At 54.4% G+C, this 14,853-nt stretch carries 6 protein-coding genes, 2 tRNA genes and 3 rRNA genes; 8 read left to right on the forward strand and 3 right to left on the reverse strand.

The features are described from left to right. Positions 1-119: 119 nt before the first annotated feature. The 5 genes from DKK66_RS15925 to rrf all read left to right on the forward strand — a co-directional run bounded on the left by DKK66_RS15925 (position 120) and on the right by rrf (position 5,383). Positions 120-1,655 (forward strand): 16S ribosomal RNA (locus tag DKK66_RS15925). A 64-nt stretch (positions 1,656-1,719) separates the two neighbouring features. Next, positions 1,720-1,796 (forward strand) — tRNA-Ile (locus DKK66_RS15930). Between the two features lie 4 nt (positions 1,797-1,800). Then, positions 1,801-1,876, forward strand: a tRNA-Ala gene (locus tag DKK66_RS15935). A 281-nt stretch (positions 1,877-2,157) separates the two neighbouring features. Then, a 23S ribosomal RNA gene (locus DKK66_RS15940) occupies positions 2,158-5,044 on the forward strand. Between the two features lie 224 nt (positions 5,045-5,268). Beyond that, a 5S ribosomal RNA gene (gene rrf, locus DKK66_RS15945) occupies positions 5,269-5,383 on the forward strand. The 16S, 23S and 5S rRNA genes sit together here with 2 tRNA genes alongside, the layout of an rRNA operon. Before the next feature lie 181 nt (positions 5,384-5,564). On the opposite strand, the gene DKK66_RS15950 is transcribed toward rrf, so the two are convergent. Next, the gene (locus DKK66_RS15950) at positions 5,565-6,527 is read right to left on the reverse strand and encodes an LD-carboxypeptidase (RefSeq protein ID WP_242673507.1); all 963 of its coding nucleotides are present in this window, start codon (positions 6,525-6,527) and stop codon (positions 5,565-5,567) included. A 166-nt stretch (positions 6,528-6,693) separates the two neighbouring features. Next, on the reverse strand, positions 6,694-8,853 hold the full coding sequence (locus tag DKK66_RS15955) for an HDOD domain-containing protein (RefSeq protein WP_131359651.1): 2,160 nt from the start codon (positions 8,851-8,853) through the stop codon (positions 6,694-6,696). A 224-nt stretch (positions 8,854-9,077) separates the two neighbouring features. On the opposite strand from DKK66_RS15955, the gene cysD reads away from it, so the two are divergent. Next, positions 9,078-10,001 (forward strand): sulfate adenylyltransferase subunit CysD, encoded by a 924-nt coding sequence (cysD, locus tag DKK66_RS15960; RefSeq protein WP_045848721.1) that lies wholly within the window; start codon positions 9,078-9,080, stop codon positions 9,999-10,001. 78 nt (positions 10,002-10,079) lie between these two features. After that, positions 10,080-11,510 carry a sulfate adenylyltransferase subunit CysN gene (gene cysN, locus DKK66_RS15965; RefSeq protein WP_131359653.1) on the forward strand — a complete coding sequence of 477 codons (1,431 nt, stop codon included), beginning with the start codon at positions 10,080-10,082 and terminating at the stop codon, positions 11,508-11,510. A 1,034-nt stretch (positions 11,511-12,544) separates the two neighbouring features. Here the strand turns inward: cysN and DKK66_RS20365 are convergent. Continuing rightward, entirely contained in the window at positions 12,545-12,826 is a 282-nt protein-coding gene (locus DKK66_RS20365; RefSeq protein WP_207389796.1) for a hypothetical protein, read from the reverse strand. On the opposite strand from DKK66_RS20365, the gene DKK66_RS15970 reads away from it, so the two are divergent. Then, the gene (locus tag DKK66_RS15970; RefSeq protein WP_207389797.1) at positions 12,825-14,849 is read left to right on the forward strand and encodes a methyl-accepting chemotaxis protein; all 2,025 of its coding nucleotides are present in this window, start codon (positions 12,825-12,827) and stop codon (positions 14,847-14,849) included. The genes DKK66_RS20365 and DKK66_RS15970 overlap by 2 nt on opposite strands. Positions 14,850-14,853 lie beyond the last annotated feature (4 nt).

The raw sequence follows: 14,853 nt of genomic DNA on the forward strand, positions 1-14,853 counted from the left end.
AAAAACAGAATAACCGATAGGTGTGAGTGCTTGGCGAAAGCCAAATACTTGCACTGCGAGAATGAAGAAGTACTTGTTTATTTCTTTGATCTTGCGTGCCAGAAATTTGCTATGAGATTGAACTGAAGAGTTTGATCCTGGCTCAGATTGAACGCTGGCGGCATGCTTTACACATGCAAGTCGAACGGTAACAGGGAGCTTGCTCCGCTGACGAGTGGCGAACGGGTGAGTAATGCGTCGGAACGTGCCGAGTAGTGGGGGATAACTATCCGAAAGGATAGCTAATACCGCATACGCTTTGAGAAGGAAAGCAGGGGATCGCAAGACCTTGCGCTATTCGAGCGGCCGACGTCTGATTAGCTAGTTGGTGAGGTAAAGGCTCACCAAGGCATCGATCAGTAGCGGGTCTGAGAGGATGATCCGCCACACTGGGACTGAGACACGGCCCAGACTCCTACGGGAGGCAGCAGTGGGGAATTTTGGACAATGGGCGCAAGCCTGATCCAGCCATGCCGCGTGTCTGAAGAAGGCCTTCGGGTTGTAAAGGACTTTTGTCAGGGAGGAAATCCCTAGCGCTAATATCGCTGGGGGATGACAGTACCTGAAGAATAAGCACCGGCTAACTACGTGCCAGCAGCCGCGGTAATACGTAGGGTGCAAGCGTTAATCGGAATTACTGGGCGTAAAGCGTGCGCAGGCGGTTGTGTAAGTCTGATGTGAAAGCCCCGGGCTTAACCTGGGAACTGCATTGGAGACTGCACAGCTAGAGTGCGTCAGAGGGGGGTAGAATTCCGCGTGTAGCAGTGAAATGCGTAGAGATGCGGAGGAATACCGATGGCGAAGGCAGCCCCCTGGGATGACACTGACGCTCATGCACGAAAGCGTGGGGAGCAAACAGGATTAGATACCCTGGTAGTCCACGCCCTAAACGATGTCAACTAGCTGTTGGGGGTTTGAATCCTTGGTAGCGTAGCTAACGCGAGAAGTTGACCGCCTGGGGAGTACGGCCGCAAGGTTAAAACTCAAAGGAATTGACGGGGACCCGCACAAGCGGTGGATGATGTGGATTAATTCGATGCAACGCGAAAAACCTTACCTGGTCTTGACATGTACAGAACTTTCCAGAGATGGATTGGTGCCCGAAAGGGAGCTGTAACACAGGTGCTGCATGGCTGTCGTCAGCTCGTGTCGTGAGATGTTGGGTTAAGTCCCGCAACGAGCGCAACCCTTGCCATTAGTTGCTACCATTCAGTTGAGCACTCTAATGGGACTGCCGGTGACAAACCGGAGGAAGGTGGGGATGACGTCAAGTCCTCATGGCCCTTATGACCAGGGCTTCACACGTCATACAATGGTCGGTACAGAGGGTAGCCAAGCCGCGAGGTGGAGCCAATCTCATAAAACCGATCGTAGTCCGGATCGCACTCTGCAACTCGAGTGCGTGAAGTCGGAATCGCTAGTAATCGCAGATCAGCATGCTGCGGTGAATACGTTCCCGGGTCTTGTACACACCGCCCGTCACACCATGGGAGTGAGTTTCACCAGAAGTGGGTAGGCTAACCGTAAGGAGGCCGCTTACCACGGTGGGATTCATGACTGGGGTGAAGTCGTAACAAGGTAGCCGTAGGGGAACCTGCGGCTGGATCACCTCCTTTCTAGAGAAGGCGATCGTCGAGTACTCACAGCCTATCGGTTATTCGAGATTTTAAGGGTTTGACTGGGTTTGTAGCTCAGCTGGTTAGAGCACTGTGTTGATAACGCAGGGGTCGAAGGTTCGAGTCCTTCCAGACCCACCAGTTTGGGGGATTAGCTCAGTTGGGAGAGCACCTGCTTTGCAAGCAGGGGGTCGTCGGTTCGATCCCGTCATCCTCCACCACCACCTTACAGTGCAAACAAAAGCGCACACAGCATGATTGATTGCTGCGTGGATTTTTGTTTGCGTTGTGTAGACAATGCCCGATCTTTAACAAACTGAAGAAGCCGAATTAATTAGACGGCGAGATGAAACACCTGCAGTTAATTCTGTATGTGGGACAAATCGTCATCTTGGGAATTTGATTGTATCTAATGTCATGTCGCCATACCAAAAGGGGCGGTGTGACATGTCGCACAAACACAATCCTGTCGGATTGGTAACTCAGGTTACTGAAATGATAGGGTCAAGCGACTAAGTGCATCTGGTGGATGCCTTGGCGATCACAGGCGATGAAGGACGTGTAAGCCTGCGAAAAGCGCGGGGGAGCTGGCAATAGAGCTTTGATCCCGCGATATCCGAATGGGGAAACCCACCCGCAAGGGTATCCCGTACTGAATACATAGGTACGTGGAAGCGAACCGAGTGAACTGAAACATCTAAGTAACTCGAGGAAAAGAAATCAACCGAGATTCCGTCAGTAGTGGCGAGCGAACGCGGAATAGCCTGTATGTGATAGAGATTGAGATAGTGGAAGGACCTGGAAATGTCCGCCATAGTGGGTGATAGCCCCGTACACGAAATTTCATTCTTGGTACTGAGCATACGAAAAGTAGGGCGGGACACGCGAAATCCTGTCTGAAGATGGGGGGACCATCCTCCAAGGCTAAATACTCGTGATCGACCGATAGTGAACCAGTACCGTGAGGGAAAGGCGAAAAGAACCCCGGGAGGGGAGTGAAATAGAACCTGAAACCGGATGCATACAAACAGTGGGAGCCTCGCAAGGGGTGACTGCGTACCTTTTGTATAATGGGTCAGCGACTTACGTTCAGTAGCAAGCTTAACCGCATAGGGGAGGCGTAGGGAAACCGAGTCCGAATAGGGCGTCTTAGTTGCTCGGCGTAGACCCGAAACCGAGTGATCTATCCATGGCCAGGATGAAGGTGCGGTAACACGCACTGGAGGTCCGAACCCACTAGTGTTGCAAAACTAGGGGATGAGCTGTGGATAGGGGTGAAAGGCTAAACAAACTCGGAGATAGCTGGTTCTCCCCGAAAACTATTTAGGTAGTGCCTCATGTATCACTTCCGGGGGTAAAGCACTGTTATGGCTAGGGGGTCATTGCGATTTACCAAACCATGGCAAACTCTGAATACCGGAAAGTGCGAGCATGGGAGACAGACGGTGGGTGCTAACGTCCATCGTCAAGAGGGAAACAACCCAGACCGCCAGCTAAGGTCCCAAATGATCAGTTAAGTGGTAAACGAAGTGGGAAGGCCCAGACAGCCAGGATGTTGGCTTAGAAGCAGCCATCATTTAAAGAAAGCGTAATAGCTCACTGGTCGAGTCGTCCTGCGCGGAAGATGTAACGGGGCTCAAACTGATAACCGAAGCTGCGGATTTGCACGTAAGTGCAGATGGTAGGGGAGCGTTCTGTAGGTCTGTGAAGGTGTCTCGTAAGGGATGCTGGAGATATCAGAAGTGCGAATGCTGACATGAGTAGCGATAAAGCGGGTGAAAAGCCCGCTCGCCGAAAGCCCAAGGTTTCCTACGCAACGTTCATCGGCGTAGGGTGAGTCGGCCCCTAAGGCGAGGCTGAAAAGCGTAGTCGATGGGAAACGGGTTAAAATTCCCGTACTTTTGTGTAGTGCGATGTGGGGACGGAGAAGGTTAGGTCAGCGGCCTGTTGGAATAGGTCGTTCAAGCCGGTAGGCGTGAAGGGTAGGCAAATCCGCCCTTCTTTAACGCCGAGAAGTGATAACGAGGGTCTACGGACCTGAAGTGACTGATACCACGCTTCCAGGAAAAGCCACTAAGCTTCAGCTACACAAGAACCGTACCGCAAACCGACACAGGTGGGCAGGATGAGAATTCTAAGGCGCTTGAGAGAACTCAGGAGAAGGAACTCGGCAAATTGATACCGTAACTTCGGGAGAAGGTATGCCTGTTGTGGTGAACACCCTGCGGTGGGAGCTACGACAGGTCGCAGAGAATCGGTGGCTGCGACTGTTTATCAAAAACACAGCACTGTGCCAACACGAAAGTGGACGTATACGGTGTGACGCCTGCCCGGTGCTGGAAGGTTAAGTGATGGGGTGCAAGCTCTTGATCGAAGCCCCAGTAAACGGCGGCCGTAACTATAACGGTCCTAAGGTAGCGAAATTCCTTGTCGGGTAAGTTCCGACCCGCACGAATGGCGTAACGATGGCCACACTGTCTCCTCCTGAGACTCAGCGAAGTTGAAGTGTTTGTGAAGATGCAATCTCCCCGCTGCTAGACGGAAAGACCCCGTGAACCTTTACTGTAGCTTTGCATTGGACTTTGAAGTGGTTTGTGTAGGATAGGTGGGAGGCTTTGAAGCAGGGACGCTAGTTCCTGTGGAGCCGACCTTGAAATACCACCCTGACCCCTTTGAGGTTCTAACCTTGGTCCGTTATCCGGATCGGGGACAGTGCATGGTAGGCAGTTTGACTGGGGCGGTCTCCTCCCAAAGTGTAACGGAGGAGTTCGAAGGTTACCTAGGTACGGTCGGAAATCGTGCTGATAGTGCAATGGCAAAAGGTAGCTTAACTGCGAGACCGACAAGTCGAGCAGGTGCGAAAGCAGGACATAGTGATCCGGTGGTTCTGAATGGAAGGGCCATCGCTCAACGGATAAAAGGTACTCCGGGGATAACAGGCTGATACCGCCCAAGAGTTCACATCGACGGCGGTGTTTGGCACCTCGATGTCGGCTCATCACATCCTGGGGCTGTAGCCGGTCCCAAGGGTATGGCTGTTCGCCATTTAAAGTGGTACGTGAGCTGGGTTCAAAACGTCGTGAGACAGTTTGGTCCCTATCTGCAGTGGGCGTTGGAAGTTTGACGGGGGCTGCTCCTAGTACGAGAGGACCGGAGTGGACGAACCTCTGGTGTACCGGTTGTCACGCCAGTGGCATTGCCGGGTAGCTAAGTTCGGAAGAGATAAGCGCTGAAAGCATCTAAGCGCGAAACTCGCCTGAAGATGAGACTTCCCTGAGGGCTTGACCCTCCTGAAGAGTCGTTCGAGACCAGGACGTTGATAGGTCGGGTGTGGAAGCGCTGTGAGGCGTTAAGCTAACCGATACTAATTGCTCGTGAGGCTTGATCCTATCATTTGAGTGGCTTGGGAAACCGAGGCCGGATGGATAGTGAGTGTGCGACGCGATCAAAGATCCAAGACTAATTAAGGCGGGAGTGGAGAGTGGGGAGTGGAGAGTAAAACCCTGCAACTGACGAACTACCCCCGAAACGGAGAGCAAGACAAGAGCGGGCAGAGACAACTCCCGACTCCCTACTCCCCACAAGGCTTCTTTTAGTTTGTTGACAGTTTATGTCTGGTGGCCATAGCGAGGTGGTCCCACGCCTTCCCATCCCGAACAGGACCGTGAAACGCCTTAGCGCCGATGATAGTGTGGCATTCGCCATGTGAAAGTAGGACACTGCCAGACTCCCCCTTCGAAGCCCAGCTCAAACGAGCTGGGCTTTGTGCATTTGGGTGCCGGTAACGGCCATGCGTCATGCTGGTAGATTGGTACTGATCATGAGGAAAATTGCGGGTAATTTGCGGCCCAGATAGCGTGCAGAGTCAAACAAAAAGCCACCCTGGGGTGGCTTTTTGCATTGGTGCGCTTAACTTTCCGTCAGCAGCCGGTCCAGTGTGAGTCCGGAGGGGGAGTGTGCCGGATAGTGACTGAAAGTGAGCGTCAGGCCGGTTTCATCTGCGGCAAAGTGGGCTGGATAGCCCAGTGGCAGGGTAGTCTTGTCGTGAATGTGTCCGAAGGGAATGCCGGTGAAAACGGGGATTTTTAGCTGGCTGCGTATTTGTGCAATCACGGTGTCCAGCGTGTAGCCTGCATCGTAGGCATCCACGATGCGGCCCATGGCGAAATCACCCAGGAAAATGGCTTGTTGGCGTTGCAGGATGCCAGCCAAGTAGAGCTGCTGCAGCATGCGTTCCAGACGGTAGGGCTGTTCGCCCACGTCCTCCAGAAACAGCAGGCCGCCCTGGATGTCTGGCAGGTATGGGCTGCCGACCAGGCTGGACAAGACGCTGAGATTGCCGCCCCAGAATATGCCTTCACCTGTTGCGGTGCTGGTTTGTGGCGTTGGTGTGAAGACAGTCCAGTTTTCGCTTGTCGTGGCCTGAATGAAATGCTGCATGGTCATCGGGCTGAGTTTGCGGCCACCAAAGTCGCTGTACAGCATGGGGCCGGCGAAGCTGCCAACGCCTCCTTTGGTCAGCAGGGCAAGTTGAATGGCGGTGAAGTCGCTGTAGCCCATGATCTGGGTGCCTGCTTCCTTGAGCATTGGACACAGTCGCTGGTAATCAATGTCCTGCAGCAGGCGGCATGCGCCATATCCACCACGACCCGCCAGCAGCATGCGCGGCATGTCTTGCCGCTGTGTCAGCTGGTTGAGGTCTTGCAGCCGTTCCTGATCGGTGCCGGCGAAACGCTGGTACTGGCGGTCTATGGCGTTGCGGTTGCTGATGCTGAACCCGGCTTGCTGCAAACGATCCACGCCATGCTGACGCTGCAAGGCGTTGGGTAGTGTTCCTGAGCAGGCAAGTAGCGCAATTTCGTGGTTTCGCATGGGCATGGCGTTAGGTGTAGTGGTAATGGTAGTGGGGCGTGTTGGTGTGCCACAGGCTTGCAGCAGCCCGACACCGGCAACGGCCAGGCCATGTCGTAGCAGGCTTCTGCGGGTCAGCGCTGTGGCTGTCGGGATTGATGAAGGCAAGCGGTTTCTCTGGCTGGGTTCAATTCTGCTGTTGGCGGATGGCCAGCAAGGCCTGGTTGCGTAGCGTCTTGAGAAGATTCAGTTCGTCTGGCCGCAAGGGCAGGCTGTGTGCCTGGTTTTTATCACCGTAAAGAAAGCCTATTTTCCTCTTTTCCAGCACCAGCGGAAAGATGATAAATGTCTGGGCAAGATTGAGTTGTCTATACCATGCCGGGATATGGCTACTGATGGCAGCGGCACTGGCGTCTTCGATAAAGATGTCGACATTGCGTTCCATGGCGATGCAGAAGGCATTGTCCTGCTGCTGCAGGTCCACCTTGAAGACCGGCAGCAAGGCTGCGGTGTTTTCTCCAAAGCCGAAGCGGGCCTGCAGCATGTTTTGTCGCGGGTCCTTGGTGCAAAGCACCACATGATCAAAGCCTACTGCGCGGTACATGATTTCCAGAATCATCCGCAGCAGGTCGTTAAGCTGGTAATTGCCGAGCAGTGTGGACGTGACTTCCTGTATGCCGCTGGATAGCAAGGATGTGGTGGCCGGGCCGGAGGCGAGGCAACTGGATTCCAGCTCGGCTGCCGGTGCGGCTGGCTTGCTGTCCGGATGCGGGCCCAGTGTGGCGCCTTTCAGCTGTTGGGCCTTGCCCTGCACATGCGCTTCATTGCTCCATTCATGCAGCGTGCTGGCAAATTCTGCCTGCGTCTCGGCAATAACGGCATGCAGGCTGTTGATTTCCAGTGGCAAGGCGCGCGCATAGCGGGTGAGGAGTTGTTGGGCCTGCGTGGTGTTTGCCGTAACGGGGCTGGACAGCAATTGGGTGAGCTCCTGCGCCAGGTTACCCAGCATGCGCAGTCGGGCGGCATTGTGCTGTGGCTGTCGAACCGGGCCTGGCGGGTAGGGTTCCAGGCTGCTGACGATGCGTTCGGGAAAGCTCCATGCCTCGGCAGTACTGGTGCCAAGTGTGGCATAGGATATGCCTAGCGTATGTTGTACTGCCTGTGCCGGGCTGCTGCCGGTGTCGGTTTTCTTGCGGATCAGGTGATATTCATTGCGGAAGTAGTACACGCACAGCAATTCACCCAGTTGCTGGAACATGCCGCATATCAGTGCTTCTTCTGCCTCTTGCATACGGCTGTGCCGGGCCAGGCTACGCGCCAGCAAGCCACAAAACAGCGCACTGGTGGCGACATCACGGACTTCCTTGGCATGGCTGCGGTTGTGCATGTGTTCAAACAGCAGCAGCGTCAGGGCCAGGTTACGGATGGTGTCAAATCCGAGAATGACGATGGCGCGCGAAATGGTGCTGACTGCACCGCCGAATTGGCTGAAATTGGCAGTATTGACCACCCGCAGCAGTTTGTTGGTGAGCGAGAAATCCTTGAGGATGATTTCCGCCAGTACCTGCAGTCTTTCACTGTCGGCATTGCCGATGTGGTTGATGGCATTGATGGCCTGCGACAGCGCGGGGAAGTCCGGATTGTGACGCATGCGCTGCAATAGTTGCTGCAATGCAGCCTGCTGATTGCCCTCGCTGCGGATGAAGCGTTGCTGCCGGACCAGCCAGTCTTGCAACTGGGCGAGGGCGGCGCGGCTGACTGTGCTGGCTGCTGCATGGCAATCCAGCAAGCTTTGGCATAGCTGGTGCAGTTCCGGGTCCAGATCCGGACGGAATTGTTGTAGTGGCAGGCTGCCATGCGGCCGACCAGTGAGCAGGCGGTAAAACAGCTGCCCCGCCTGTCGAACATTGTCTTGTAATGATGCTTCGTCCGTTGCGGTCGTGGCTTGCCCGGCCAGCAGGCAGGCCTGTCCTTGCTGGTCCAGGAGGATGTGTTCTGCATCCAGTCGCGGCAGGATCAGTTGATGCCGCTGCAGGTGAAGCAATGCTTCCATGCAGTCGCACAGCATGCCGGCGGCTGTGCGGTCATCCGGTTTGCTGACCAGTGTGTCGCTGAGCAGCTGGTTGTCACTCATCGGGTAGCAGCTGTATGGCTGCCCGGCCAACTGGGTTGTCGTGTCCGGGCTGGCAAGCAGGCCGTGCGCAGGTGCCGGGCGGTTGTCAGTGGCTGTCAGAGGATCCAGCAGATAGCACTGGCCATCCAGGCCGCACAGTAATAACACGCTGCCATCGCGGCACTGGATACGGCGGCTGACCTGGTATTCCGCATTATTGTTGTCGCGGTTCATGATGTTTTCTCCCTGCTTGTCACTATATGGCGAAACCGGCGGCAAGGCATGGCTTAATCAGCATTGCGTTATTGCTCTTTGGACTGAATTTTCACTTGGATAGTGCATATTGATATATCCAACTGATTTTGGAAAAAAGCAGTGCTTCCGGTACATTGAGCGTCAAGCAAACCATCATGCTGTGCTCGCCAAGAGTGCAGACAGGCCAGGAACAGGCGGGAATCATGAACATCAGTCAACAAAAGCTGACTCATCTCAAGCAGCTGGAAGCCGAGTCGATCCACATCATCCGTGAAGTTGCAGCGGAATTTGAAAATCCGGTCATGTTGTACAGTATCGGCAAGGATTCTGCCGTGATGCTGCATCTGGCGCGCAAGGCTTTTGCGCCCGGCAAGCCGCCGTTCCCGCTGATGCATGTGGACACCACCTGGAAGTTCAAGGACATGTACGCCCTGCGCGACAAGCAGGCAGCCGAAGGCTGGGACCTGATCGTGCATGTGAATGAAGAGGGCGTGAAGGCTAACGTCAACCCGTTTACCGTAGGCAGTGCCAAGCACACCGACGTGATGAAGACCGAAGGCCTGAAGCAGGCGCTGAACAAATACGGTTTTGACGCGGCATTTGGTGGCGCGCGCCGTGACGAAGAGAAGTCCCGCGCCAAGGAGCGCGTGTATTCCTTCCGCGACAAAAACCACCGCTGGGACCCGAAAAACCAGCGTCCGGAACTCTGGAACATCTACAACAGCAAGATCGACAAGGGCGAGAGCATCCGCGTGTTCCCGCTGTCCAACTGGACCGAGCTGGATATCTGGCAGTACATCTATCTGGAAAACATCGACATCGTGCCGCTGTATTTCGCCGCCGAGCGTGAAGTGGTCAACCTGAACGGCACGCTGGTGATGATTGATGACGACCGCATTCTGGAATACCTGACGCCCGAGCAAAAAGCCAGCATCACCAAGAAGCAGGTGCGTTTCCGTACGCTGGGCTGTTACCCGCTGACTGGCGCGGTGGAGTCCACTGCCGCCACGCTGCCGGAGGTCATCCAGGAAATGCTGCTGACCACCACCAGTGAGCGTCAGGGCCGTCTGATCGACCATGATCAGGCCGGTTCGATGGAAAAGAAGAAGATGGAAGGCTATTTCTAAGCCCGGCTCCATCCAGTCACCACTCTGAAGAATTGATGCTCATCGCCCTGGCGGTGGGCTACAGCGGAAAGAACGATCATGTCTCACCAGTCCGAGCTGATTGCCAGCGATATCCTGGAATACCTGAAGCAGCATGAAAACAAGGACATGCTGCGCTTCATCACCTGCGGCAATGTCGATGATGGCAAATCCACGTTGATTGGCCGTCTGCTGCACGACTCCAAGCTGATTTTCGAAGACCAGCTGGCGGCCATCGAACGCGACTCGAAAAAGTACAACACCACCGACCAGGAAATCGACTTGGCCTTGCTGGTGGATGGTTTGCAGGCCGAACGTGAGCAAGGCATCACCATCGACGTGGCCTATCGCTACTTCAGCACCGAGAAGCGCAAGTTCATCATTGCTGACTGCCCGGGCCACGAGCAGTACACCCGCAACATGGCTACCGGCGCGTCTACCTGCAACCTGGCAGTGATCCTGATTGACGCGCGCCGTGGTGTGCAAACCCAGACCCGTCGTCACAGCTTCATCGTCAGCCTGCTGGGCATCAAGCACGTGATTGTGGCCATCAACAAGATGGACCTGGTAGAACACAGCCAGGAAGTGTACGACCGTATCCGTGAAGAGTACCTGGCCTTTTCCGAACACCTGACCATCCCGGACATCCGCTTTGTACCGATCTCCGCCCTGCGTGGTGACAACGTGGTGACGCGCAGCGAAAACATGGGCTGGTATCAGGGTGCCACCCTGATGGAGCTGCTGGAAAGCGTGCAGGTAAGCCACGACGTGGCGCTGGAAGCCTTCCGTCTGCCGGTGCAGTACGTCAACCGCCCGAATCTGGATTTCCGCGGCTTCTGCGGCACCGTGGTGGCGGGTGAAGTGAGGCCGGGTGACGCCATTGTGGCCCTGCCGTCCGGCAAGCGCAGCAAGGTGAAGGAAGTGGTCACCTTTGAAGGCAATCAGCCCTCTGCTTTTGTCGGTCAGGCCATTACTCTGACATTGGAAGATGAAATCGACATTTCCCGTGGCGACATGATTGTGCGTGCTGGCGAGCAGCAACCCAATGTGGCGCAGGCATTTGATGCCCATGTGGTGTGGATGGCCGAGGCACCGCTGGTGGTGGGCAAGGAATACGGTTTCAAGCTGGCAGGGAAGGTGGTGAGCGGACGTGTGTCTGCCATCGAGCACCGTGTTGATGTCAACTCGCTGCAACAGTTTGACGTGCAAGAGCTGGCGCTGAACGAAATCGCCCTGTGCCGGGTGGAGCTGAACGCGCCGGTAGTGTTTGATGCCTATGCCCAGTGCCGTGGCACTGGCAGCTTCATCATCATCGACCGCCTGAGCAATGCCACTGCTGCTGCGGGCATGGTGACGGCTGCGGCTGAATCCAGTGCCGAGCCGGTGAGCGACGAGCTGGCCCGCCTGCGTGCTTTCGAGCTGGAATTCAACCAGCTGGTGCGCAAGCACTTCCCGCACTGGGAAGCCAAAGACATCTCCAAGTTGTTTTAAACACCAGTTTCTGCGAGCGCTTAGAATCAAGAAATCGCGTTAGGCGCTTTAAAGCCAACCCTCATTCGTAGTCCTTGCTATCGCATGGATTGCGAATGAGGGTTTTTGTTTGAGTTTGGCTTGCGCCAGGGTTGATGCCGGTTCTGCAGGATTAGCCGGTTGCAATGGCGCTGGTGGCTTGTTATGCCTGAGTTGCAAAGTGCTTGTCGGATCAATATGCCCATCGGTGGTGCTGGGTGTGCTCCTGTCTTTCGCAGTTTCTCCTCCAGGCGTTTGCTGTTGTCACCATCTCATCATGCTGCTTGTCCCATATATTCATTAACTTCACTGTCAAGTGAAGTTATTTGATCATCAGGCATTTTATGCGGTGATATTTCCATTGTAAATCACGATGTCATTGATTGTTATTGATTAATTAGGCAATTGGTTTAATGCGAGTGCGTATCGCTATATTTGGTGGTGGAGTAAATAGCGATGGTGATGGAAAGTAGTACTAAAGTAGTAGATCTCCGTCGTAGCCGTATATGGGAATATGTGAGAGATATATTTCTTGAGCGGGTTCGGTCTTGCGCTGATCATTTCATCTTGGTGGAAATAAAATTATGTGATTCAGTGTTTTGCTTGCTTATTTTGCTTAGGCTTCTGTGTGCGCTGTACTGAGCTGTGAGTGGCGCGAATTATACAAATCCAACGCGATGCATCTCATTAGTGATTGTTTCATGAACGTTCAATTGAAAACTCACCGATTGGCACTGTGTGCGGTTTCAATTTAAAGTGCGTTTTTTGATGGCGTCGTCATGTGTGTGATCTGGATTTGTTGGGAAGCTGAGGTGAATTGGCTATTCCGGATACCATTGCAGTGACTATTTGTTGAGCGATAATTAATCGCTTGTGTTTGATGCTGATCAGATTATGCATTTTTGGTGGAGGCTATTGTGGGTTGCTTGTTCTATAAAATGACCCTGTCTTGATTGGCGATAAGGACTGTTTTGTATTTTGCTGCAGTTGGCTACGCGCTACCTGTGGGAAGGTTTTTAGATTGTTTTTGTTTCAAGTGTCAGTGCTACTGAGTTGAAAAGCAGGGTATGCAGAACTGTGTAGCAGTATCTTGGGTATCTGTTGCGCAGCCGGGGATATTTAAAACAGGGAGTTGATATGAAAATAACAAAAGAAAAAATCAGGGCAGTTGGTTTGAAGTCAGTCCAGGGGCGTATTGCAGTTGCGGCAGGTACAGCCTTGGTGATCAGTTCCGTGGTGTTGCTAACGATCAATGTCGGTTCGTCGATGATGACCCAAAACATGGTCAACGGGCGCATGAATGAATTGATCCGGACGGAAACCGAGGCCAAGTTGAGCAATCTTGCCTCCGCCCAGGCCGGAGCCATCCAGGCGCGCTTCGATCTGGCACTGGATGCGGCACGTACCATGGCCCATACCTTTGCATTGTCAAAAAGCAGCCTGCCGATGGGGCGCCAGCAACTGAATGCGATTTTGCATAACGTTCTGCTGAGTAATCCGGAATTCAACGGCACCTATTCGTGCTGGGAGCCTAATGCGGTTGACGGCGGGGATGCGCAGAACGCAACGGCAGGCAATGGCAACAATCCCCAGACCGGCCGGTTCACGCCGTACTGGACCCGTAGCGAGAGTGGCTCCATTGCAGTTCAGCCGCTGGTGGAGTACGACTCGGATGCTTTGCATCCGAATGGGGTACCCAAAGGTGGCTGGTATGCCGGGCCGAAGGCGAGTAGCAAGGAAAGCGTGCTGGGGCCTTTGCCTTACATCGTGCAAGGCAAGAGCGTCTTCCTGGCGACCATGTCGGTGCCCATCATCATCAATGGCAAATTCATGGGGGTGGCCGGGGCCGACTACAACCTCGATTTTGTGCAGAAAATAAGCCAGGAAACCAACAAGACGCTTTATGAAGGGAAGGGCAAGCTGCTGATTCTGAGTGATCGTGGCCTGGTGGTGGCCGATAGTGCCCATCCGGAGCTGATTGGCAAGCCTTTCACCCCCGAGGTGGGCGAATCCAATGCACAAGGCCTGCTTGCCGACATTCAGACGGGCAAGTCCAAGACATGGACCGATGATGCAGCAAATACCATGAATGCACTGGCACCCATTCCGCTAGGAAAAACCGGAAAGCCATGGGCGGTGTTGATTCAGGTGCCCAAGGATGTAGTGCTGGAGCAGGTCAATGCGCTCAATCATGACATTACCAGCCGTTCAGTCTTCACAACCCTGCTGCAGGTTGGCGTTGGTATTGCCATCATTGTGCTGGCCAGCCTGTTCCTGTGGCGCATGGCGGCCCGCATTGCCAGGCCGATTCGTGATGCTGCTGACATGGCGCAGAATATCGAAGATGGTGTTTTTGACACCCGGCTGAACGTGGCTTCGAGTGATGAGGTGGGGAAGCTGGCGTCTGCCCTGAACAGCATGTCCGACAGTCTGCAGGAAAAGGTGAATCTTGCCGAGCAGATCAGTCAGGGCAATCTGGACTGCAACGTCAAGCTGACTTCGCAATCTGACCAGTTGGGAAGGGCCTTGCAGAAAATGGTGGAAAACCTGAACCGGATGATAGGCAATTTGCAGAACGAAGCCCGGGCCATCGACAGAAACGCGAAGGACATGTCCTCTCTCAGCCAGGAGCTGTCCGAGGGCGCGGGAAGCTCTGCGGCGTCTATCGAGCAGATCAGCACGGCCATGGCGGAGATCAGCTCCCAGACCAGGAGCAATGCCGACAATGCCGTGCGGGCCAGAAGCATTTCCCAGACCTCGCATGCGGCTGCTTTGAATGGTGCGCGTGAGATGAGTGAAATGCTGGCTGCAATGCAGGATATAAAAGCCTCTGGTGACAATATCACTTCAATCATCCAGGCCATCAATGACATTACCGAGCAGACCAATTTGCTGGCCTTGAATGCGGCGATTGAAGCTGCCCGTGCAGGGGAGTCCGGACGTGGTTTTGCCGTGGTTGCCGACGAAGTGCGCTCTCTGGCAATTCGCAGTGCCAATGCGGCCCAGCAGGTGGCCAAGCTGGTGCAGTCGTCCAGTGCCAAGACCGCTGTCGGTGTTAATGTGGCTAACAAAACGTCTGATTCGCTCAGACAGATTGTGTCCAGTGCTGAAGAGTTGTCTGCGCTGGTGGAGAGTATTTCCCTGGCATCGCAGGAGCAGGTAAGCGGTATCGAGGAAATTACCCAGGGCTTGCACCAGATCGACAATGCTACGCAAGCAGTCAGCACGCATGCCGAGCAGTGTGCATCCACTGCGGTGCAACTGACTGCACAGGCAAGGCTGGTGCATGATTTGATCAAGGACTACCGCGTTAAAACCTAGGTGC

It is taken from the genome of Aquitalea sp. USM4 (assembly GCF_004328945.1).
Classification (GTDB): Bacteria; Pseudomonadota; Gammaproteobacteria; order Burkholderiales; family Chromobacteriaceae; genus Aquitalea; species Aquitalea pelogenes.